Genomic DNA, 20,419 nt, shown 5'->3' with positions numbered 1-20,419 from the left:
GGCGCCTGTAGCGCCTGTAGCACCAGCAGGGCCAGTGGGGCCCTGGGCACCAGCGGCACCTGTAGCGCCTGTGGCACCGGCAGGGCCGGTGGGACCAGTAGGACCGGCAGGACCCTGGGCACCGGTGGCGCCTGTAGCGCCAGCTGCACCAGCAGGGCCAGTGGGGCCCTGGGCACCGGTAGCACCTGTGGCACCGGCAGGGCCGGTGGGACCAACAGGACCGGCAGGACCCTGGGCACCGGTGGCGCCTGTAGCGCCTGTAGCACCAGCAGGGCCAGTGGGGCCCTGGGCACCGGTAGCACCTGTGGCACCTGTGGCACCGGCAGGCCCGGTGGGACCAACAGGACCGGCAGGACCCTGGGCACCGGTGGCACCTGTAGCGCCAGTAGCACCAGCAGGGCCAGTGGGGCCCTGGGCGCCTGTAGCGCCAGTAGCACCAACAGGACCAGTGGGACCCTGGGCGCCGGTGGCGCCTGTAGCACCTGTGGCACCGGCAGGGCCGGTAGGACCAGCAGGACCAGCAGGACCGGCGGGGCCCTGGGCGCCGGTGGCGCCCGTAGCACCGGTAGCACCAGCAGGACCGGCGGGGCCGGGAATTCCCTGAGGACCGGTGGGTCCGGTAGGAGGGGTGTGATTAGTACACTGGAATTTACACTTTCACTGTCCAGTTCTTCCTATTTGCGACAGCTTTTTCGCTTTCGGTCAGTTCCTCAGCGCCTGGGTTTCCGGTCAGCGTAAGAATCCTGGCGGTGGTAACCTCCGGCAGGCTGTTCAGCAGGCGGACCAGAGCCTCATGTCCCATAGAACAGTTTTGCAGCGATATGGCTCCTCCCGTCCACCCCGTTACTGCAGGGTCAAACCTGATCTCACCCAGGCTGAGGCAGTTATAAAACATACTGCCCACAGAAGCCGCCTTGGCCACCTTCAGCACAGGAATATCAGTCAGTGCGTAACAGCCCGAAAAAATATTTCCCATAGCTGTCGCCTCTGTACAATCCAAGGGTGGAACCGCCGCAATCGCGCTGCATCCGTAGAACATGTTGGTCATATTTGCCGCCTTCGACGTATCCAGCGGTGGAACGCTTAGAAGGTGCGCACATCCGGAGAACAAATAACCCAGATCCGTCACCTTGGCTGTGTCCAGCAGGGGAATTGCGGCAAGGGAGGCGCAGCCCTTGAACATGCTGTTCATATTTGTCACATTCGCTGTATTCAGCTCGGGAATGGCGGTAAGGGAGGCGCAGCCGTTGAACAGATTGCTCATATCTGTCACGCCGCTGGTATCCAGCTTTAACACGGCGGTCAGGGCACTGCAATTATTGAACATACCGCTCATACTTGCCGCTCTGCCGGGCCCGTCCCAGGTAAAAAATCGGAGCCCTCTCAGCTCCCGGTTTTTTGTCCCGTTCCCGCAGAGCACCGCCGTTCCTTTGGGCAGGCGGCACTTGATTTCCACAATATTCCACCCGGAAAAATTGAGGGGCGCAGTTTTCCCACTGTGGGCGGAGGGCTCCCAGGTCAGAATATCGGTCCCGGTGATTCTGACCACCGCCTGCTTCATTCCGCTGTCCGTCAGGCCGTCGTATGCGCTGGCGAACAGCTCCGTCTCATAGACATCTCCACTGGCAGCGGCGGTGGAGAACAGCGCGCTGAACACGCCCCCTTCACTGATGGTGCCCAGCTCAACAGTATAGCTTCCAGAACAGGTCACTGTAAAGGCCAGCAGCGTGCTCAAGCCGTCTGTAATATGGACCAGCAGATACATCTCGTCGTCTTCGGGCTCAGGGATTGTCAGCCAGCTCGCCGGGCGGGCAGTCCTGTAGACCTCCTCCGGGGCCGGCGCTTCTGTGCCGGTTTTGCCCCCGGTAATACTGCGGATGGCCTCAGCCAGATTCCCGCTGTTTCGCTGCTCAGGCAGCGTCCCCCCTCTGTCCCCCACGGCGGAGTAAGCCTGGGCGATATTTTCCCTGATCCTGTCAATCTCACTGTGTACACTCATGGCCTCACCTCAGATCGCCGCCAGCGCGTCCTCAATGTCGCCGCTCAAGGTCACTGTGCCTCCGGCAGTGTAACCGGCGGGAATTGATACACTGGAGATGGTCAGGCCGTCCATAGAAGCGGTAATCTTCCCGTTGTTTGGCATCACACCGGCAACGGTCCTGCCCGCGGCGTCCACAATCATCTTCCCTGTCAGCACATCCCCAGCCCCGGCGGTGACTGTGCTCACATCCTGATACATCTCGGGGATGGGGGCCACGGTCACGTCAGACAGGCCATAGTAGCCCGCGTCCGGGGTAATATTCTGCTGGAGCCTGGTGGGGGTGGCGGACTTGGACTGCAAGCCGTAGTTTCCGCCGCCGGACACGCCGGAAACCGTTCCGCTGCCATTGTGGTAGCCCTTGGGGATGGTATAGGTGTCCCCCTCCTGAACCGTGACGGACACGGCCCCCCGGTTTTCCATCCCCTCTACTGCGGCGGCCAGCTTGTCCAGCCCGTCAGTGTTCTGCGCCATGCCCAGTTCCACCAGCTTGGCCCGGATGGTGTTGCGGCCGCTCTGAATTCTGCTGATTTCAGCTGCGATACTCATAATTTTCCCTCCTTTAAATTGTCTCCAGTAAAGCTTCAATATTTCCCACGGCCAGCTGTACCGCCGCCGCGGTGATGGGCAGGGTGTTGTCGCCGGAAAAATCGCTTACGGCGTCCACTGCTACCACGTTCCCCTCCTGTTTCAGCCCGTGGCCGATGGTGTAGGGGACGCTTATCTCTCCCTTTGGAAGCTGCACGGTGGACAGCGTCCTGTCCCCCGACATCAGCGACAGATTCTGTCCGTCCCGCCGCAGAGCGCTGCCTCTGGATTCCAGCCTCTGCTCCCACAGGTCTGGGGTGGGCGGCTGGGCGGGCTGGCCGGTGTCCGCTCCCTCCCAAACGGGCCCCAGGTCCACCCAGAGAGTGGGCAGAACCTCCGTTCCGCCCCGGGTGCCCCGCACACCGGCCAGCAGGCGGCGGCCGGGAACCTCCAGCACCTCCCAGGGAATGGTCGTCTCCCCTCCTCCGTCCAACAGGACGGACCGGCTCTCCCCACCCCCATGGAACACTGCGGTACGGCTCAGACCGTCCCAATCCTCCGAAAACTCAAACCGCACCGGATATACATCCACCGAGCCGCTGGTTACTGTCTCCCGCTGCCGGACAGTCAGCTGGTTTTTGTCCGCATAGAGTATAAACATACTAAAAACCTCCTTTCCTGGTACTACAAATACCGGGAAAGGAGGTTTTGTTGCACTCCCGCGTACAACTTGCGGCCCGATTACATTTGCTCTGTTTCCTCTCCGGTCCTGGCTTTGGGCCGCGGGGTACACACCAGCTTCACTCCATACTGTTCCTCCAGCACCCAGGCCAGCGTATCGCAATACAGCCTAATATCCAGCCCGTTCTCACAGCCGTCCTCCATCCCGACCGCCTCCTTCGCCACAGCCTATGGCCGCCTCCCGCCTTTTATGCTTAGGGATAAACCTCTCCCCGTGCCGCATAGCCTGAGGTATAAGGAGGGATCGCCATGTCTCAGACAAAGGATGCCCGGCCCCGCCGGGCGGCGCTCTACATCCGGGTCTCCACCGAGGAGCAGGCCAAAAAGGGCTACTCCCTCCCCGCCCAGCGAGAGGACCTGGAGGAATTTGCCAAAAAAAACGGCTACACTGTGGCCGGCTGCTACATTGACGAGGGCAAGAGCGCCCGAAAAAAGTACGCCAACCGGAAGGAATTCATGCGCATGCTGGAGGACGTGAAAGCGGGCAGGATTGACGTAATCTTGTTCATCAAGCTGGACCGGTGGTTCCGCAGTGTGGCTGATTACTACAAGATCCAGGAAATTCTGGACGCCCACAACGTGGCCTGGAAGACCACCCAGGAGCACTATGACACCGAGACTACCAACGGCCGGCTGTACATCAACATCCGCCTGTCCGTGGCCCAGGACGAGAGCGACCGGGACAGCGACCGCATCAAATTCGTCTTTGACAGCAAGGTGGCTCGGGGCGAGGTCATCACCGGCTCCCTCCCCCTGGGTCTGACCATCCGAAACAAGCACGTCGTCCCCGACCCGGAGACGGCTGACATCGCCCAGGCCCTCTTTCATCACTACCGCACCCACGGCTCCGCCGGCGCCGCCGCCCGCCACATTCAGGATACCTACGGGCTGTTCCTCCAGGACCACACCGTCCGCCGCATGCTGCGCAATCCGCTGTATAAGGGGGCCTATCGGGATAATCCCAGCTACTGCCAGCCCCTCATCCCTCCCCAGGAGTTCGACGCCATCCAGAAGCAGCTGGAGTCCCGCTCCATCCGCCGCAGCCCCGTGGGGCGGGTCTACCTGTTCTCCGGACTGGTGAGGTGCGCCTGCTGCGGGCGCAGGATGTCCGGGTCCTACAGCGCATCAGGCGGGCGAGAATACTATCTGTACCGCTGCCGCAACGCCTGCGTCCAGCACAGCTGCCCCCACCGGCGGCAAATGAGCGAAAGCAGGCTGGAGCAGTGGCTTCTCCTCCAGCTTGCCAAAGAGCTGGACCGGTGGGAGCTGTTCTGGAGCGTTGAGCCTGTCCAGCCCCGGCGGTCCGGGCCCGGTCAGGGGACCATCCGCCGCCGGCTGGAGCGCCTCAAGGACCTGTATGTCAATGAACTCATCACCCTGGAGCAGTACCGGCAGGACTATTCCAAATATTCCCTTCAGCTCCAGCAGGCCGGCGGAGCCGCCTCCCCTCCTCCCGTCCCCCAGCTTCCGGAAGAGCTTCTGTCAGGCGGCTTTGGTCCAATTTACGCCGCCTTGGACCGGGCGCGCCGCCGGGACTTCTGGTACGGTATCATTCGGGAGATTCGTCTGGATGGGGACAACCTGCCCCGTGTTATTTTTCGGAATCAGCCGTACTAACCCAAGGCCGCCTGTGGGACCTTCAGGACCGGGGTAACCCTGGGGACCAGTGGGACCGGTGGGGCCGGTTCCGGGACAGGGCGGGAAGGGGCTGGGTCCAGGACCCGGACAGGGAGGTACAGGGGGCAGCGTAGGCGTAGAGCAGCCGGTGTTGCAGCCGGTGTTGCAGCCGCAGCCAGTGTTGCAGCCGGTGTTACAGCCGCAGCCGGTGTTGCAGCCGGTGTTGCAGCCGCAGCCGGTGCTGCACCCGGTGTTGCAGCCGCAGCCGGTGCTGCACCCGGTCAGCCGGGCCACAACGCCGTTCTGACTGCTCTGCTCCCAGTCAGAAGCATAGTATCGATTCATAACGCACTCCTTCAATTCAAAGTAGTGGATGTGGCGGTGCCACATACCATACTATGTCGGCGGCCCTGATCGGTGCGGGGCGCTTTACAATTCCCCGTTCATCTGGCATAATAGAGAAAAAACAAGGAGGCGCGTCATCTTTGAATCACATTGAGATTCCCACCCTCCTCTTTTGGGAGAACGGCAACAGCTGGTATGGCAGTCTGGGCAATACCCGGTTTTTTATCAAACCGGAGACCCCCGAGGGAGCAGCGGAAAAGCAGCTCACCGTCCAGCTCTGGCGGGGCCCCCTGGCCATGGACCTGAGTGAGATTTCCGCCACGGCCGCCTTTCCGGTCACCGAGGAGGGTCTGGCCCAGACCGCCGCCTGGCTGGAGGCGCGGGCGGCGGAAATAAACTGAAAACCTCCCATCCGCCAATCGCGGATGGGAGGTTTCAATCGTCAAGCCAGTTCCGGGCCTTTGGAAATGGCCATTTTCAGCAGCACCGGCGTCAGCAATGCCGAGCAGATGACCGCCAGGACAATGGCGGGCAAAATAGACGGGTCGATCATTCCAGCGCTGATGCCCCGCTGGGCCACCATCAGGGCCACCTCGCTGCGGGCCACCATGCCGATGCCCACCACCAGGGACTGATGTTGGCTCAGCCTGCAGGCCAGGCCGCCCAGGCCGCAGCCCACCACCTTGGACAGCACCGCGGCCAGCACCAGCAGCAGCGCGAAGACCAGGATACTGGAGTTCATGTCCCGCAGGTTGGTCTTCATACCCACGCTGGCAAAAAACACCGGGGTAAACACCATATAAGAGGTAACGGTAAACTTTTTGGCCACAAATTTCCGGGCCTTGGTCACGTTACACAGGATCAGTCCGGCAAAATAGGCCCCTGTGATATCGGCCACGCCAAACCACTCCTCGGCACAGTAGGCCATCAGCAGGCAGAAGGCCAAAGCCCATACCGCCACCCGGCGGCTGTGCCAGTGGTCCTCTGCAATGTAGCTGAACACCCGGCGTACCACCAGACCCACCACCAGCACAAAGGCAAAGAACAGCACAATGTGGACCAGCACCTGCACCGGGTCGGAGTCCCCGGAGCTGAAGGCGCTGAGGACAGACAGCACCACAATGCCGATAATATCGTCAATCAGAGCGGCGCTGAGCAGGGTGGTTCCCGTTCTGGTTTTCAGCTTGCCCATCTCGTTCAGGGTCTCCACCGTAATGGATACGGAGGTAGCGGAAAACACCGAGCCCATAAAGGCGGATTTCAGCAGATTATAGGCGGTAGGCTCTCCGCCGCAGAAGAAAAAGAAGTACAGCCCGCCGCACAGCAGCAAAGGGACAAACACGCCCAATACCGCAATGACGCTGGCCTGAACCCCGGTCTCTTTCAGCTCCTTCATATCGGTGTCGATACCGGCGGTAAACATGAGCATGATTACGCCGATTTCCGCCGCCTTCACCAGAAAGTCGGTGCTCTCCAGCACGCCAAAGCCGCTGGGGCCCATGATAATGCCCGCCAGCAGCGCCCCCACCACCTGGGGCAGGTGGACCCGCTCGGTAAGGATGCCAAACACCTTGGTAGACAGCAGAATAATTGCCAACAGCAGCAGATAAGTATAAGATTCCATATTTCTTCCCTCCAGAACAACCGCCCGAGTCTCTTCGGGCGTCCCTGTATTATACGCACCGGGATTTGGGAAGTCAATGGTCAAAACAGCGGGAAACCCCTCGGGCTTCCCGCTGTTTTTGGAGGGATTGTAGGGGCGCGTATTTTGTGCCCGCCTCTATGCGGCCCCGTTCAGCGCCTCCAGCGCCGCCTGATAGCGCTCCAGATCCGCCGTCCACACCGGGTCGCCGGAGTCGGTCTTCAGGCCGGGCCGGGCCGCCGACAGCTCATCCGCAAAATACCGGCTGAACCGGGTCGCCCCCAGAGCGTCCAGATGGTGGGCGTCGTAGAACATGTCCTCAGTCAGGCCGATTGCGTAGTAGTCCTCATTAAAGTCATGGAAGGGCACGCCGTTCTGGGCGGCAATGGCTCTCACGGTGTTGAGGAGGGGCTTCTCCTCCAGTTCCAGGTTGGAGGGGCTTTTTACAATCCAAAGCTCAATTCCTTCCGCCCGGCACAGCTTGATAATCTCCTCCAGCCAGTGCTGATTTTTTTCCAGCAGAGGGGCGGTCTCCTCAATGCCCTCAATGGCGGGCCGGGGCTGGGAGGCCCCCTGAGGCTCCAGCATAACAAAGCCCTTGTAGGGGTCCCGGGCCTGGGAGCGGCGGAAGGTGAAGTCCGTCCGGCTCAGCTCGTCCCAGCGGCTGTGGTACATCATAAAGTTGAACAGCGTCCCAAAGCGGTTCTCCCAGTCAGGGGCGGACTGCATGGCCAGCTCCACCTTGTTCCAGGACAGGGGCAGCTCATCCATATAGGAGTAGGTCACCCCGATGTCCTTGCCCTTGTTGCCCTCGATATAGTACTCCTGATCCCCGAAGGCCATGCGGCACTCCAGCACAATGAGGGATGGGGACTGCTGTTTCAGCGCCTCCTTAATGTAGGTATAGGTGGCCCACAGGGGCTGCTGCTGGGTGGCGAAAACGTAACTCTTAACCCCCGTCTCCTCCCAGATCACCAGGGGACTGAAGGCGGCGTAGGCGTGGCTGGGACCGAAGAACATCACCTCAAACTGGTCAGGCTCCTCGTTGTAAAAGCCCCCCACCTTGTTGGTCATGTCCCAGGCCCCGGACAGGGATTTGCGGGCCATCACCTTTTGGACGGGGTACAAAATCAGCCCCAGCAGCACCAGAAAGGCCAGAGTTTTATAGAAAAATTTCAGTTTATCCTTCATGGCTCACCTCAGAACTGGAAATAGGCAAAGGCCCTTACATCGTAGCCCGGGCCGTAGACGCCGAAGATCAGCACAATCATCACCAGCCCCAGGTAGCACCCCCACCGGACGGCCAGCGGCCAGCGGGACACCATGGCAATGGCGTCTGTCTTCTCGTCGGCCAAATCAAAGAGGAACAGCAGCCCCAGCGCCCCCGCCAGAAAGGCCGCATGGCGCATCCCCAGATTCATGGCCTCCAGGCCCGTCAGATTTGCCAGAAGGGCCTTGCAGTACAGCGCCGGATCACCGATCCCCCACAGCGCGTGCCGGACCACATAGAGGGCGTCCCCAATATTGGTCGCCCGGAAGAAGATCAGGGAGAAGCAGGACAGGGCAAAGGTGGTCAAAACAGCCAGCAGATGGAGGGGCGGGGACTTGGGCGGCTCTTTGGACCGGTGAAAGGCCCGTTCCAGGTTGAGATACACCGCCTGAAGCAGCCCCCAGATCACAAAGGACCACTCCGCCCCGTGCCACAGTCCGCTGAGGAAGAAGGTGATCGTGGTAAACAGGTACTGCTTCGCCCTTCCCTTTCGGCTGCCCCCCAGAGGGATGTAGACATATTCGGTGAACCACTGGCTCAGGGAGATATGATTGCGCTGCCAGTAGTTGCTGATAGAGTGGGAGAAGAAATAGGGGGACTTGAAGTTGACCATCAGGTCAATGCCCATCATTTTGGCACAGCCCCGGGCGATGTCGGAGTAGCCGCCAAAGTCGCAGTAGATCTGGAAGGCGAAGGCGCAGGTGGCAATCACCAGCGTCCCGCCCTGATACTGCTCCAGATTCTGATACACCGGGTCCACAATGAGCACAGCCAGCTGGTCGGCCACCACCATCTTCTTGAAAAAGCCCCAGGCCATCAGCTTGGCCCCCCAGGTGACGTTTTTGTAGGAGAATTTATGCTCCTGCTTCAGCTGGGGCAGCAGGTTGGAGGCCTTCTCGATAGGGCCTGCCACCAGCTGAGGGAAGAAGGAGACAAACAGAGCGAAGGTGACAAAGTCCCGCTCCGGCTTCAGCTTGCCCTTGTAGATATCCAGGGTGTAGCTCAGGGTCTGGAAGGTGTAGAAGGAGATGCCCACCGGCAAAATGATGTTCAGCGCCGGGGCGGAGAAGGGTATCGACACCGCCCGGCATAGAGCGGTGAGGCTCTCTCCAAAAAAGTTCAGATACTTGAAGAAGAACAGCAGCCCCAAATTCATAGTCAGACTGACCGCCAGCAGCCATTTTTTCCACCTGGGCCAACGCACCATTCCCAAACCGCAGCAGTAGTCCACCAGGGTGGAAAACAAAATCAGCACAATAAATTCCGGCTTCCAGCACATGTAGAAGTAGTAGCTGGCAATCAGCAGCATGTACTTCCGGAACCGGAAGGGCAGAGCATAATACAAAATAAAGACGCAGGGAAAGAAAATCAGAAAGGTCAGGGAGTTAAACAGCATAGGCGCCTCCGCAGATTGGAATATGTTATGGACAAGTATATCACAAGAAACACACAAAAAAAAGCCCCCACTTTGTCTCTTGACAATTCACCACTTTGTCTCTTGACAATTCATGGGAAGCGGATATAATAATATAAAGTTGATTACTTGGAAGTAACCGCCGGCTGTGGGAGCAGGGACGGTTACTTCTTTTTATCCTGGAGAAACAAGCCGCAAATGCCAATGATAACAAGGCACAGCTGCAAAACCTCAGATGTACTCACTGGGCAGCCCCCCTTCCTTGCAGCTCAGAAGGCAGAAGCGCAAAAAGAGGGCCGCCTTTTCAGGCGGTCTCTTACCGTTAGCGGAACATGTTCCTTACCCGCTCCACAGCGGTCCTAGTAGCCTCCGCCTCGCCAAAGGCGGTAAGGCGGATGTAGCCCTCTCCGCTGGGGCCAAAGCCGGCGCCGGGGGTGGTAGCCACGTTGGCCTGGGCCAGTACCTGGTCGAAAAAGTCCCAGGAGCCCACACCGTCTGGCGTTTTCAGCCAGATATAGGGGGCGTCCACTCCGCCGAAGCAGGTCAGACCGGCGGCAGTCAGCCCCTCCCGGATTACCCGGGCGTTCTCACGGTAGTAGTCAATATTGGCCAGGATCTGCTTCTGGCCCTCCTCGGTGTAGATGGCGGCGGCACCCCGCTGCACAACATAGGGCACTCCGTTAAACTTGGTGGTCTGGCGCCGGTTCCACAGGGTGTTCAGCTTGACGCCGCCCCGCTCCAGCTCCATGGGTACCACGGTATAGGCGCAGCGGTTGCCGGTGAAGCCGGCGGTCTTGGAGAAGGAACGAAATTCAATAGCGCAAGTGCGGGCCCCCTCCACCTCAAAAATAGTGTGGGGTACGTTGTCGCTGGTGATAAAGCACTCGTAGGCGGAGTCATACAGAATAATAGAGCCGTGGGCGTTGGCGTAATCCACCCAAACCGTCAGCTGATCCTTGGTCATCACCGCGCCGGTGGGGTTGTTGGGGGAGCAGATATAGATGATATCCGGGATCTCCTTGGGCGGCTCAGGAGAAAAGCCGTTGGACTCCACACAGGGCATGTAAATCAGGCGGTTCCACTTGCCCAACTCCTCCTGATACTCCCCGGCCCGGCCGGCCATGGCGTTGGTGTCCACATAGACGGGGTACACCGGGTCGCACACCGCCACCACGTTGTCCACGCCAAAAATATCGCCGATGTTGCCGCAGTCGCTCTTGGCGCCATCGGAGACAAAAATTTCCCCTGCCAACACATCTACGCCTCTGCGCTTGTAGTCACTGCGCGCAATGGCCTCCCGCAGGAACTCATAGCCCTGCTCCGGGCCGTAGCCATGGAAGCCCTCGGCGGTGCCCTGCTCCTCCACAGCGGCGTGCATAGCCTTGATGACCTCCGGCACCAGGGGCCGGGTTACATCGCCGATGGACAGCTTGATGATTTTGGCCTCAGGATGGCCGGCGGTATAGGCGTTAATGCGCCGGTTGACCTCAGAGAACAGGTAGCTTCCAGGCAGTTTTAGAAAGTTTTCATTGATTTTTACCATAAAGGACCACTCCTTGGGGATAATTTAAAAAGAAAGACACACCGCAAGGCGTGTCTTCCCTTTCTGGGAGGCAAAAAAGATACACCACCGCAACCATTGTCCAGCAGCGGTTTCTTACTTTTTTAGCACTCTTTTTCAGAAAGCGGACACGCTTTGCTTCTTATTCGGATTATAACATGAAAGCGATTCACTGTAAAGAAAATTTTAAATCAGGAAAGGCTTTCTAAAAACAGAAAGATGGTCCCAGAAATTAACTTCCTGTCAATTCCTGGGACCATTTCTCCCTTACTCGGCTGTCTTGGCAGTAATTGAGAAGAAAACTTTCTAGTTCTTTCCTTTGGGCAGTCTTATTCGTTTCAGGGCTGGGCCAGGTCCGGTTTTCGGACAAAGGGCCGCAGAACAGGCACCTTGGGCAGAGCGGTCAGCAGCAGAGTGCCAAGTACATAACAGGCGACTGCTTCGCCCACCATAAAGGTAACTGCATTGAATCCGCAGGCCGCCCAAAAGGCGGAATTGATCGCTCCGACTTCCGCCCAGGCCCACATGGGGGGAAGGATCACAGCGTTGACGAGAATCGGGGGCAGCGCCGCCAGATACCAGCGGGGCATTTTCATGGTGAGCCATGCGGCAATGGCGGTGGCCAGGGTGCCAAATACCACATCAAAGGGGCCGTAGAGGGAGAGCAGATTGGTGAGGAAACAGCCCACAACCAGTCCCGGCGCGGCGGCTGGGAACACAACTGGCAGAACGGTGAGGGCCTCGGCAAAGCGGCACTGGATGGGGCCATAGGCCAGACCAAAAATGTTGGCGAAGTACCCCATCACCGTGTACAGCGCCGCCACCATGGCGGCCAGGGCAATGTCTCGGACAGTAAATTTGCGCATAAAAAAACCTCCATTTTTTGTTTAGAGAACGGCGGGGTGTCCGCCGAACGAACACCGGATTAAAAGATTTTCCGGTGCTTGGACGAGATGGCAAAAACTCGTCAAGAGGCATTGTAGCATAAAGGGAGAAGTTTGTAAACCCCCATTCCGCTCGTCACACAGAAATCAATGTTCAGAAAATCCAGCTGTGGCTGTAGGGCGGGACGACTCGGCCCGCCTCCGGCTGGCAGCTGTTGCCAACGGCGCGTCGGGGTCGTCCCGCCCTGCAGCGCCAAAATTGATTTCCGTGCGCTCTTTACCTTTTGGGGGATTTTTGCTATAATTCTATCAAAGGTCCCCGCCCAAGGGGCCTGGAATTCGGGAGGGAGGAAGGGCCATGCTCCAGCGATTGAAAGACCTGTACCACTGGCTGGACGTACAGGCCCACCGCATCCCCGCCGTCCCCCGGAACCTGGGGGTTACGGTGCTGTTTCTGTGTGCCGCCTACTGGATCAGCAGCGTCCTCATCACCCACACCGGCGGGGAAAACAACTCCGCCCTGGTGTTTGTGCTGGCGGTGGTGCTCATCTCCCTGCTCACCTCCGGATATTTCTACGGCATTGCCGCCTCTATCATTGGGGCGTTCAGCATCAATGTGTACTTTATGGAGCCCTACGCCGTCTTTTCCCTCAGCCGCACAGGCTATCCGGTGGCTATGCTGTCCATGATTGCCATCTCCTGCGTGGTGTGCGCTCTCACCGCCCGGGTCAAGAAGCAGGCCACCGAGGCCGTCCGCCGGGAGAAAAAGACAAAGCTTCTCTATGCACAGAACGAGAAGCTCAACGCGGAAAAAAACGCGATCCAGCTCCAGTCTGACCGGGTCTCCATCCGGGAGAACATCCTCCGGGCGGTGTCCCACGACCTGCGCACCCCCCTGACCTCCATCTCCGGGGCGGCTTCGGTACTGCTGTCCAGCCCGGAAATTTCAGAAAAAAATCTGGCCATGCTGTCCGACATCAAGCAGGACGCCGACGGGCTGATTGTCATGGTGGAAAACCTGTTGTCTGTCACCCGGGTTCAGGACGGCACCATACCTTTGAAAAAGCGGGAGGAGATGCTGGAGGAGGTGGCGGGAGACGCCCTGCTCACCACCCGGCGGCGCTTTCCCAGCTACCACATTGAGCTGGACCTGTCGGAGGACATCCTCTACCTGCCCATGGACCCGCTGCTGGTCAAGCAGGTGATTGTCAACCTTTTGGAAAACGCCATCCGCCACTCCGGAGACACCGAGCACATTGTCCTGCGCCTCTACCGGCAGGACGACTGGGCCATGGTGGAGGTTCGGGATCAGGGCCGGGGGTTGTCCCCGGAGGTCCGCCAGGCCGTCAAGGCCGGCCAGCCCATGCCCCTGTCCGGTGACGCCACCCGGGGGATGGGTATAGGCCTGTCCGTCTGCCAGAGCATCGTCAAGGCCCACGGCGGCTTCTTCACCGCCGAAAACCATCCGTCCGGCGGAGCGGTGTTCCGCTTCGGCCTGCCCACCTCCTAGGGGCAAATATGTCCGCCCCCGCACAGAAAGAGAGGAAACATGAGCGAAAGACAGACCATCCTGATTATTGAGGACGAGCGGGCCATCAGCAACTTCATCAGCCGGGCCCTGAACGCCAACGAATACCGCACCATCCCCGCCTACACTGGAAAGGAGGGGCTGTCCCTGTTCTTTTCCCATGGCCCCGACCTGGTGCTGCTGGACCTGGGACTGCCCGATATGGACGGGCTGGAGATTCTGGCCCAGCTCCGGGGACTGCCCCGCGAGGTACCGGTGATTATCATCTCCGCCCGGGACCGGGAGTCGGAGAAGGTCCGGGCCCTGGACATGGGGGCGGACGACTACGTGGTAAAGCCCTTCGGTGTGTCGGAGCTGCTGGCCCGCATCCGCTCCGCCCTGCGCCGGGCCGACCGGCTGAAGCTGAGCCAGGGCATCCAGCGCAGCGTCTACCAGATCAAGGACCTTACCATCGACCTGGCCAGGCATCAGGTGCTGCTGGGGGAAAATGAGATCCACTTTACCCAGAATGAGTTCAAGATTATTGAGCTGCTGGCCATCCACGCAGGCAAGGTGCTTACCTACGACTTTATTCTGGAGCATATCTGGGGCCCCTACGGGGGCAGCGGGAGCAACCAGATCCTGCGGGTCAACATGGCAAACATCCGCCGCAAGCTGAAGGAAAACCCCTCCGATCCCAAATACATCCACACCGAACTGGGCATCGGCTACCGCATGCTGGACGACTGACTTTCAAAAAACGATCTGATAAAAGAAGCGTAGGAAACAAAAAATTTACGGTTTTATTTTCTGTAAAGGACAAGAAAGGCTGACGATTTTTACTTTTAAAGGAGGGTCTTCCATGGATGAAAAGGTCAAAACCCTACAGCAGTGGATCGACGAAAGCCGCGCCATTGTCTTTTTTGGCGGGGCGGGAGTATCTACTGAGAGCGGCATCCCGGATTTCCGCAGTGTAGACGGACTGTACAATCAAAAATACGCCTGGTCCCCGGAGGAGATTTTGAGCCGTACCTTCTTCGACGCCAAGCCGGAGGAGTTTTACCGTTTTTACCGGGACAAGATGCTCTGCCTAGACGCCCAGCCCAACGCCGCCCACAAAAAGCTGGCTGAGCTGGAGGCGGCCGGCAGGCTGAGGAGCGTGGTCACCCAGAACATCGACGGCCTGCACCAGAAAGCGGGGTCCCGGCGGGTGTGGGAGCTCCACGGCTCAGTCCACCGCAACTACTGCATGCGCTGCCATAAGCCTTACGCCGTTGAGGATATCAAGGCGGGGCAGGGGGTGCCCAAATGCGTCTGCGGCGGGACGGTCAAGCCCGACGTAGTGCTCTACGAGGAGGGACTGGACAGCGCCACCATTGAAGGGGCGGTGTCTGACCTGCAATCGGCGGACCTGCTTATCATTGGCGGGACTTCCCTGGCGGTCTACCCCGCCGCCGGGCTCATCAACTACTACCGGGGCAGCCGTCTGGTGCTCATCAACAAGAGCTCCACCCCCTGCGACAGCCGGGCCAGCCTGGCCATTAACCTGCCCATCGGCCAGGTGCTGGAACAGATTGAGCTCCGATGAAGAACGGACGTCTCTTTGAAATCCTTTACCTTTTAATAGAAAAGCGCTCCCTCACCGCCGGAGAACTGGCCCGGAGACTGGAGGTGTCGGAGCGCACCATTTACCGGGACATTGACGCTCTGTCCGCCGCCGGCATTCCGGTGTTCGCCCAGAAGGGCCAGGGGGGCGGAATCTGCCTGATGGACCAGTTTGTGCTGGATAAGGCGCTGCTGTCCCAGGAGCAGCAGAAGGAAATTCTGTTTGCCCTCCAGGCTATACTGGCTACTGGCGGGATGCGGGAGCGGGAGACGCTGTCCCGTGTGTCCGCCCTGTTCCGCCAGAAGGGGGACGGCTGGCTGGAGGTGGACTTCACCGACTGGGGCAGCGGTGCTGTGGAGCGGGAGAACTTTTCCCGGGTGAAGGAGGCCATTTTGGAGTGTCGGCCTCTTTCCTTCACCTACTACAACTCCGCCGGGGAGGAGAACCGCCGGACTGTGGAGCCCGCCCGGCTGGTGTTCAAGTCGGGATGCTGGTATCTGTCCGCCTTTTGCAGGCAAAAGCAGGATTGGCGCATTTTCCGCCTGGTGCGGATGGAAAAGCTGGCCCTGGAGGAGGGAGCCTGTCCGCCCCGGCAGCCTCCCCAGCAGCTGGAAGCCCCTATGCCGGAGGAATACCGGGGGGTGGATCTGCGGCTGCGCTTTGCCCCCTCCGCCGCCTGGCGTGTGCGGGACTACTTTCACCCCAAGGAGATTGCCGCCCAGCCAGACGGACATCTGCTGGTAAGCTGTACCTTCCCTGAGGATCAGTGGCTGCTGTCCTTTCTGCTGTCCTTTGGCAGTCAGCTGGAGGTGCTTTCACCGGACTGCTGGCGGGACATTTTGCGGGAGGAGCTGAAAAAATCCTTGGAAGTTTATGAAACCTGACAGACCCTGTCAGGTTTCAGGGCGTATCCTTATGTCAGAGACGGAGGCACAGACCCCGTCCAATATAAGGAGGTTTTTCCAATGGAAGAAAGAAAATTTTGTCAGTGCTGCGGCATGCCCCTGGATAAGCCCGAGGACAAAGGCACCGAGACCAGCGGCGCCCTCAGCGGCGACTACTGCCATTACTGCTACCAAAACGGGGCCTTTACCGCCCCCGACGCAACTATGGACGATATCATCGCCTTCAACCTGAAGTTCAACGAGGAGAACGGCCACCCCTTCGGCCCCCGGGAGGAGGCCGAGAAGATGATGAAAAGCTGGTTCCCCACCCTGAAACGGTGGAGAAAGGAGTGAGCTATGCTTGATACAACCCCCAGCGAAGAAGTGATGACAGCTCTGGTTGGGAAATCGCTGTATGATGTATGGAGTAAGCTGTGCGCGTTGATTGATGAAAAATATGACATGGACCGGCTGTGGAATCAAGGCGGCAAAGCATGGAAATACGAATATAAATACCGCCGGGGCGGAAAAACGCTGTGTGCGTTATACGCAAGAGAAAACTGTGTAGGCTTTATGGTGATCCTGGGGAAGGAAGAACGGCTGAAGTTTGAAGCAGAGAAAGGAAATTACTCCAAAGAAGTTCAGGAAGCATATGACGAAACGCAGACTTACCATGACGGAAAATGGATGATGTTTACACCGGCGGATACTTCTTTGTTTGATGATTTCATGAAGCTGCTGAGAATCAAAAGAAGGCCGAACAGAAAGTAACGCTGCTGCCGGATAATGCAACTGGGAGATGTAAATATGGCTTTTGACTTTAAGAAAGAGTATTAAGAGTTTTATATGCCAAAGAATAAACCAGAGATTGTAAATGTTCCGAAGGCGAATTATATCGCTGTAAAGGGCAAAGGTGATCCTAACGAAGCAGGCGGAGCATATCAGCAGGCAATCAGCGTTCTATATGCCATAGCATACACCTTAAAAATGAGTTATAAGACAGATCATAAAATCGAGGGTTTCTTTGAGTATGTTGTACCGCCTCTTGCCGGATTTTGTTAGCCATGCAGATTTTAAGTGGGCGGTAGAAACTGCAAGAAAAAGCTGGATTGTTCATCGGCGGAGTTGATAACTATCCATGAGGGTCTATGCATTCAAATCATACACATAGGTCCGTTTGATAATGAACCTGCGACAGTCGCTTTGATGAACGCCTATTTGGAACAGAACGGATATGTAAATGACTTCAGCAAAAACAGGCTGCATCACGAAATTTACATGTCCGATGCAAGAAAAATTCCACCTGAGAAATGGAAAACGGTTATCAGACATCCAATTAAAAGAGTATGATAAATTTACCTTTTTATTGGGTAGTTACCCGTGAACTTGACAAACGGCACGCTTGACGATACAACAAACGCAGAAGGGCGCTGTGACTGACGGTCAGCCCAAGTCAATTAGCTAACAACATGTTAGCCGCTCGGGTAGGGACCGGGCGGCTAACACGCATTTATGGAAAACAGGGACATGAGGATTGCCGTACCTGCCAGAAAACAGCTTGCTTCGAATCTCCGTTCCTTCCACATCTGCACCACCTCCCTCGTCGTCGCAAAGTCCGCTTCCGTCGGAACACCCTCACGGGTATTCCTCCTTTCGCTTCCTTGCTCCGCCTCTCCAAAACGCAGCCGCTTCGCTGGGCTGCGTCTTGGGAACGGGGTGCAAACGGTGGGCCAACCGCCTCAAGGTTGTCTGTGCTATATCATACCTTCCTCGCATTATGTATGGATATTGTAGCACAATTTCGATACGCTATCAACGCCGCAGATATTCCGGCGGCCTGTATTGAAGGGCCTCGGCCAGGTGGGCGGGGGTGATATCCTCGCCGCCGTCCAGGTCGGCAATGGTGCGTGCCACCCGAAGGATACGGTCATAGCTGCGGGCGGTGAGGCCCATGCGGTCGAAGGCCCCCTTCATCAGCCGCTGGCAGCCCTCGTCCAGGGCGCAGAAGCGGTCCAGGCTCTCCCGGGTGAGCTGGGCGTTGCTGGGCACGCCAGTGTCCTTTTGCCTCCTGGTCTGAAGAGCACGGGCCCCGTCCACCCGCTCCTTCACTTGAGCGGAGGTCTCCGCCCGCTCCCGCTGGGCCAGCTCATCAAACTCCAGGGGGGACACCTCTACAAACAGGTCCAGCCGGTCCAGCAGAGGGCCGGACAGCCGGGACAGGTATTTTTTCACCTCAGCCTGGGAGCAGCGGCACCGGCCGGATGGGTGGCCGTACCAGCCGCACCGGCAGGGGTTCATGGCGCACACCAGCATGAACCGGGCGGGGTAGGTGACGGTGCCCGCCGCCCGGGAGATCTGCACCTGTCCGTCCTCCAGGGGCTGGCGCAGGACCTCCAGCACCTCCTTGGGAAACTCAGGCAGCTCGTCCAGAAAGAGCACCCCGTTGTGGGCCAGGGAAATTTCTCCGGGCCGGGGGTTGGAGCCGCCGCCGGACATGCCGGTGGCGGACACGGTGTGGTGGGGAGAGCGGAAGGGCCGCAGGGTAATCAGAGGCTGTCTGGCGCTGGTCTGGCCCATAATGGAGTGGATTTCGGTACACTCCAGGGCTTCCTGTCTGGTCATGTCGGGCAGAATGCCGGGCAGACGGCGGGCCAGCATAGACTTGCCCGTCCCCGGCGGGCCGGACATGAGGATGCTGTGTCCCCCGGCGGCGGCAATCTCCAGTGCCCGCTTCACCTGCTCCTGGCCCTTCACCTCGGCCAGATCGGGACAGCGGAAGGCGGCGGGACTGGGTATCCAGGGCGGGGCAGGGGCGATAGGTTCCTCGCCCATCAGGTGGCGCTCCAGCTGCTCCACGTCCCGGACGGGGTAGACAACCGGTCCCTCAGCCAGGGTGGCCTCGGCGGCGTTTTCCTCCGGGACATACAAAGCTTCAATGCCCTCCCGCTTGGCGGCCAAGGCCATGGACAGCATGCCCGCGCAGGGCCGCAGCTGGCCGGACAGGGACAGCTCTCCGATAAAGGCGCAGTTCTCCTTAGGCAGCCGCAGCTGCTTGCCGGCGGCCAGAATGCCCACCAGCATAGGCAGGTCATACAGCGTGCCTATCTTCTTCAAATGGGCCGGGGCCAGGTTGACGGTGATACGGCTGACGGGAAAGGTGAACCCGCAGTTCTTGATGGCGGAGCGCACCCGTTCCCGGGCCTCATTGACGGCGGCGTCCGGCAGGCCCACCACGGTAAAGGCGGGCAGGCCGCTGGACAGGTCGCACTCAGCGGTTACCAGATAGCCGGTGACTCCGTGAAGCCCCAGGGATTGGATGGATTGTACCATGTTCCCACCTCCTGGTAAGTGAATTTTGTTCAAAACTATTGTAACGGTTTTTGGTGAAAAATGCAACAGAAGGCGAGAGATTAAGATTTCATAAATTTCTATTTTGCTGGTTGATTTTCCTGATTTGCCCTCGTATAATAAACCTTACGGCCAAGTGCCGAATGTTGAAAAGGAGTGACATTAATGAAACTAACCCGTAGAATTCCCGCGCTGCTGCTGGCGATGGTCATGCTGTTCTCTTTGACTCTCACCAGTTGCGGAAAGAAAGAGGAGCCTATTGCCGGCGATCAGGTCGCCGAGGCCCTGTTTAACATGATCCTGAAGGACGACGCGTCCAAGGCTGTAGAGCTGTTCGGCTACGCCAGCGAGGCGGAGGCCCGCTCCGACTGGGGCCTGGAGGAAGGCGGCCTTTACGCTGAGCTGGCGGAGGAACTGGCCTCCCAGTTCTCCGGCCAGGGTATGACCGTTACCACCGAAGAGATGCAGGCCTTTGTGGACGCTTTTGTGTCCATGTTCAGCGGCGTGGAGCTCACCGCCAAGGTGAAGGAGTCTGACGAGAAGGCCGCCACCGCCGTGGTCACCTGCACTGTGAACACCTTTGACCCCGAGGCGCTGACCCAGGCTATGACCGAGGCCATGAACAATCTGGACCCCTCCATCCTGGAGAGCGGCGACATGGAGGCCGCCTTCGGCGCGATTCTCAGCGCTATGGCCGACGTAATCGCCGACATCAAGCCCACCGACAAGACCGCTGACTTTGATGTGGACTTTGAGCTGGTCGATATGGACGTCAACGGCACGGCCAAGAAGGTTTGGGTGCCCAAGGATGCCAACAAGTTTGGCGAGCTGATTTCCACCACCGCCATGGGCGGCTGATCGCAGCCATAACCCTTTACTTAAACGCTGCCCCGCCGGGCTGAACGGCGGGGCGGCTTTTTTGCTTTTTTCATGAAAAATCTCGCTTTACCACTCTAAATTTTGAAGGGAAAAATTCATAAGAAAAGTTTACAAAGTCTTGGAAAAGTGTTACACTATATCTGTATGGAGTCCCA

General features: G+C 58.7%; 19 protein-coding genes and 1 pseudogene. 10 read left to right on the top strand and 10 right to left on the bottom strand.

Annotated features, from left to right (window positions below):
• Positions 1–649 precede the first annotated feature (649 nt).
• The 4 genes from NFS22_RS01820 to NFS22_RS01805 form a co-directional block, all read right to left on the bottom strand.
• Entirely contained in the window at positions 650–1,999 is a 1,350-nt protein-coding gene (locus NFS22_RS01820; protein ID WP_251316067.1) for a BspA family leucine-rich repeat surface protein, read from the bottom strand.
• A 9-nt stretch (positions 2,000–2,008) separates the two neighbouring features.
• Positions 2,009–2,587, bottom strand: coding sequence for a hypothetical protein (locus NFS22_RS01815; RefSeq protein ID WP_251316066.1), 579 nt, complete (start codon positions 2,585–2,587; stop codon positions 2,009–2,011).
• A gap of 13 nt (positions 2,588–2,600) precedes the next feature.
• On the bottom strand, positions 2,601–3,227 hold the full coding sequence (locus tag NFS22_RS01810) for a hypothetical protein (protein ID WP_251316065.1): 627 nt from the start codon (positions 3,225–3,227) through the stop codon (positions 2,601–2,603).
• An 80-nt stretch (positions 3,228–3,307) separates the two neighbouring features.
• Positions 3,308–3,472: a hypothetical protein gene (locus NFS22_RS01805; protein WP_251316064.1), complete on the bottom strand. Its 165-nt coding sequence runs from the start codon at positions 3,470–3,472 to the stop codon at positions 3,308–3,310.
• Between the two features lie 84 nt (positions 3,473–3,556).
• On the opposite strand from NFS22_RS01805, the gene NFS22_RS01800 reads away from it, so the two are divergent.
• The gene (locus NFS22_RS01800; protein ID WP_251316063.1) at positions 3,557–4,924 is read left to right on the top strand and encodes a recombinase family protein; all 1,368 of its coding nucleotides are present in this window, start codon (positions 3,557–3,559) and stop codon (positions 4,922–4,924) included.
• 485 nt (positions 4,925–5,409) lie between these two features.
• Positions 5,410–5,670 carry a hypothetical protein gene (locus NFS22_RS01795; RefSeq protein WP_251316062.1) on the top strand — a complete coding sequence of 87 codons (261 nt, stop codon included), beginning with the start codon at positions 5,410–5,412 and terminating at the stop codon, positions 5,668–5,670.
• A gap of 41 nt (positions 5,671–5,711) precedes the next feature.
• Here NFS22_RS01795 and NFS22_RS01790 read toward each other — a convergent pair whose 3' ends face one another.
• The 5 genes from NFS22_RS01790 to NFS22_RS01770 form a co-directional block, all read right to left on the bottom strand.
• Entirely contained in the window at positions 5,712–6,893 is a 1,182-nt protein-coding gene (locus NFS22_RS01790) for a cation:proton antiporter (protein WP_251316061.1), read from the bottom strand.
• Between the two features lie 156 nt (positions 6,894–7,049).
• Positions 7,050–8,102: a hypothetical protein gene (locus NFS22_RS01785; protein ID WP_251316060.1), complete on the bottom strand. Its 1,053-nt coding sequence runs from the start codon at positions 8,100–8,102 to the stop codon at positions 7,050–7,052.
• 8 nt (positions 8,103–8,110) lie between these two features.
• On the bottom strand, positions 8,111–9,577 hold the full coding sequence (locus tag NFS22_RS01780) for an MBOAT family O-acyltransferase (RefSeq protein ID WP_251316059.1): 1,467 nt from the start codon (positions 9,575–9,577) through the stop codon (positions 8,111–8,113).
• Between the two features lie 340 nt (positions 9,578–9,917).
• A complete protein-coding gene (locus tag NFS22_RS01775; RefSeq protein ID WP_251316058.1) occupies positions 9,918–11,138 on the bottom strand; it encodes an LL-diaminopimelate aminotransferase in 1,221 nt (406 codons plus the stop codon).
• 356 nt (positions 11,139–11,494) lie between these two features.
• On the bottom strand, positions 11,495–12,022 hold the full coding sequence (locus NFS22_RS01770) for a QueT transporter family protein (RefSeq protein WP_251316057.1): 528 nt from the start codon (positions 12,020–12,022) through the stop codon (positions 11,495–11,497).
• Positions 12,023–12,398: 376 nt separating this feature from the next.
• On the opposite strand from NFS22_RS01770, the gene NFS22_RS01765 reads away from it, so the two are divergent.
• The 7 genes and pseudogenes from NFS22_RS01765 to NFS22_RS01735 all read left to right on the top strand — a co-directional run bounded on the left by NFS22_RS01765 (position 12,399) and on the right by NFS22_RS01735 (position 17,387).
• Positions 12,399–13,550 carry a sensor histidine kinase gene (locus NFS22_RS01765; RefSeq protein WP_251316055.1) on the top strand — a complete coding sequence of 384 codons (1,152 nt, stop codon included), beginning with the start codon at positions 12,399–12,401 and terminating at the stop codon, positions 13,548–13,550.
• Between the two features lie 39 nt (positions 13,551–13,589).
• Positions 13,590–14,297, top strand: coding sequence for a response regulator transcription factor (locus NFS22_RS01760; RefSeq protein WP_251316054.1), 708 nt, complete (start codon positions 13,590–13,592; stop codon positions 14,295–14,297).
• Between the two features lie 112 nt (positions 14,298–14,409).
• A complete protein-coding gene (locus NFS22_RS01755; protein WP_251316052.1) occupies positions 14,410–15,135 on the top strand; it encodes an NAD-dependent protein deacylase in 726 nt (241 codons plus the stop codon).
• Positions 15,132–16,037: a helix-turn-helix transcriptional regulator gene (locus tag NFS22_RS01750; RefSeq protein ID WP_251316050.1), complete on the top strand. Its 906-nt coding sequence runs from the start codon at positions 15,132–15,134 to the stop codon at positions 16,035–16,037. Before NFS22_RS01755 ends, NFS22_RS01750 begins: the two co-directional genes overlap by 4 nt.
• Positions 16,038–16,118: 81 nt before the next feature.
• The gene (locus NFS22_RS01745) at positions 16,119–16,391 is read left to right on the top strand and encodes a zinc ribbon domain-containing protein (RefSeq protein ID WP_251316049.1); all 273 of its coding nucleotides are present in this window, start codon (positions 16,119–16,121) and stop codon (positions 16,389–16,391) included.
• Between the two features lie 3 nt (positions 16,392–16,394).
• Positions 16,395–16,808 (top strand): DUF3788 domain-containing protein, encoded by a 414-nt coding sequence (locus NFS22_RS01740; protein ID WP_251316048.1) that lies wholly within the window; start codon positions 16,395–16,397, stop codon positions 16,806–16,808.
• A gap of 75 nt (positions 16,809–16,883) precedes the next feature.
• Positions 16,884–17,387 (top strand): annotated as a pseudogene (locus NFS22_RS01735) (GyrI-like domain-containing protein).
• 462 nt (positions 17,388–17,849) lie between these two features.
• Here the strand turns inward: NFS22_RS01735 and NFS22_RS01730 are convergent.
• Complete coding sequence (locus tag NFS22_RS01730; RefSeq protein ID WP_251316047.1) at positions 17,850–19,367, bottom strand: YifB family Mg chelatase-like AAA ATPase; 1,518 nt, start codon at positions 19,365–19,367, stop codon at positions 17,850–17,852.
• 183 nt (positions 19,368–19,550) lie between these two features.
• On the opposite strand from NFS22_RS01730, the gene NFS22_RS01725 reads away from it, so the two are divergent.
• Positions 19,551–20,243 (top strand): hypothetical protein, encoded by a 693-nt coding sequence (locus NFS22_RS01725; protein ID WP_251316046.1) that lies wholly within the window; start codon positions 19,551–19,553, stop codon positions 20,241–20,243.
• Positions 20,244–20,419: the final 176 nt, after the last annotated feature.

This window comes from Flintibacter muris (genome assembly GCF_943192995.1).
Taxonomy (GTDB): domain Bacteria; phylum Bacillota; class Clostridia; order Oscillospirales; family Oscillospiraceae; genus Lawsonibacter; species Lawsonibacter muris.
The sequence above is the reverse complement of the archived record's forward strand: the minus strand, read 5'-3'. Positions and strand labels throughout refer to the sequence as shown.

Excerpts from the sequence above, each read along its gene's own strand:
- NFS22_RS01820 (WP_251316067.1), bottom strand. The coding sequence starts at position 1,999 with ATGAGTGTACACAGTGAGATTGACAGGATCAGGGAAAATATCGCCCAG.
- NFS22_RS01815 (WP_251316066.1), bottom strand. The coding sequence starts at position 2,587 with ATGAGTATCGCAGCTGAAATCAGCAGAATTCAGAGCGGCCGCAACACC.
- NFS22_RS01810 (WP_251316065.1), bottom strand. The coding sequence starts at position 3,227 with ATGTTTATACTCTATGCGGACAAAAACCAGCTGACTGTCCGGCAGCGG.
- NFS22_RS01800 (WP_251316063.1), top strand. The coding sequence starts at position 3,557 with ATGTCTCAGACAAAGGATGCCCGGCCCCGCCGGGCGGCGCTCTACATC.
- NFS22_RS01790 (WP_251316061.1), bottom strand. The coding sequence starts at position 6,893 with ATGGAATCTTATACTTATCTGCTGCTGTTGGCAATTATTCTGCTGTCT.
- NFS22_RS01785 (WP_251316060.1), bottom strand. The coding sequence starts at position 8,102 with ATGAAGGATAAACTGAAATTTTTCTATAAAACTCTGGCCTTTCTGGTG.
- NFS22_RS01780 (WP_251316059.1), bottom strand. The coding sequence starts at position 9,577 with ATGCTGTTTAACTCCCTGACCTTTCTGATTTTCTTTCCCTGCGTCTTT.
- NFS22_RS01775 (WP_251316058.1), bottom strand. The coding sequence starts at position 11,138 with ATGGTAAAAATCAATGAAAACTTTCTAAAACTGCCTGGAAGCTACCTG.
- NFS22_RS01770 (WP_251316057.1), bottom strand. The coding sequence starts at position 12,022 with ATGCGCAAATTTACTGTCCGAGACATTGCCCTGGCCGCCATGGTGGCG.
- NFS22_RS01765 (WP_251316055.1), top strand. The coding sequence starts at position 12,399 with ATGCTCCAGCGATTGAAAGACCTGTACCACTGGCTGGACGTACAGGCC.
- NFS22_RS01760 (WP_251316054.1), top strand. The coding sequence starts at position 13,590 with ATGAGCGAAAGACAGACCATCCTGATTATTGAGGACGAGCGGGCCATC.
- NFS22_RS01755 (WP_251316052.1), top strand. The coding sequence starts at position 14,410 with ATGGATGAAAAGGTCAAAACCCTACAGCAGTGGATCGACGAAAGCCGC.
- NFS22_RS01750 (WP_251316050.1), top strand. The coding sequence starts at position 15,132 with ATGAAGAACGGACGTCTCTTTGAAATCCTTTACCTTTTAATAGAAAAG.
- NFS22_RS01745 (WP_251316049.1), top strand. The coding sequence starts at position 16,119 with ATGGAAGAAAGAAAATTTTGTCAGTGCTGCGGCATGCCCCTGGATAAG.
- NFS22_RS01740 (WP_251316048.1), top strand. The coding sequence starts at position 16,395 with ATGCTTGATACAACCCCCAGCGAAGAAGTGATGACAGCTCTGGTTGGG.
- NFS22_RS01730 (WP_251316047.1), bottom strand. The coding sequence starts at position 19,367 with ATGGTACAATCCATCCAATCCCTGGGGCTTCACGGAGTCACCGGCTAT.
- NFS22_RS01725 (WP_251316046.1), top strand. The coding sequence starts at position 19,551 with ATGAAACTAACCCGTAGAATTCCCGCGCTGCTGCTGGCGATGGTCATG.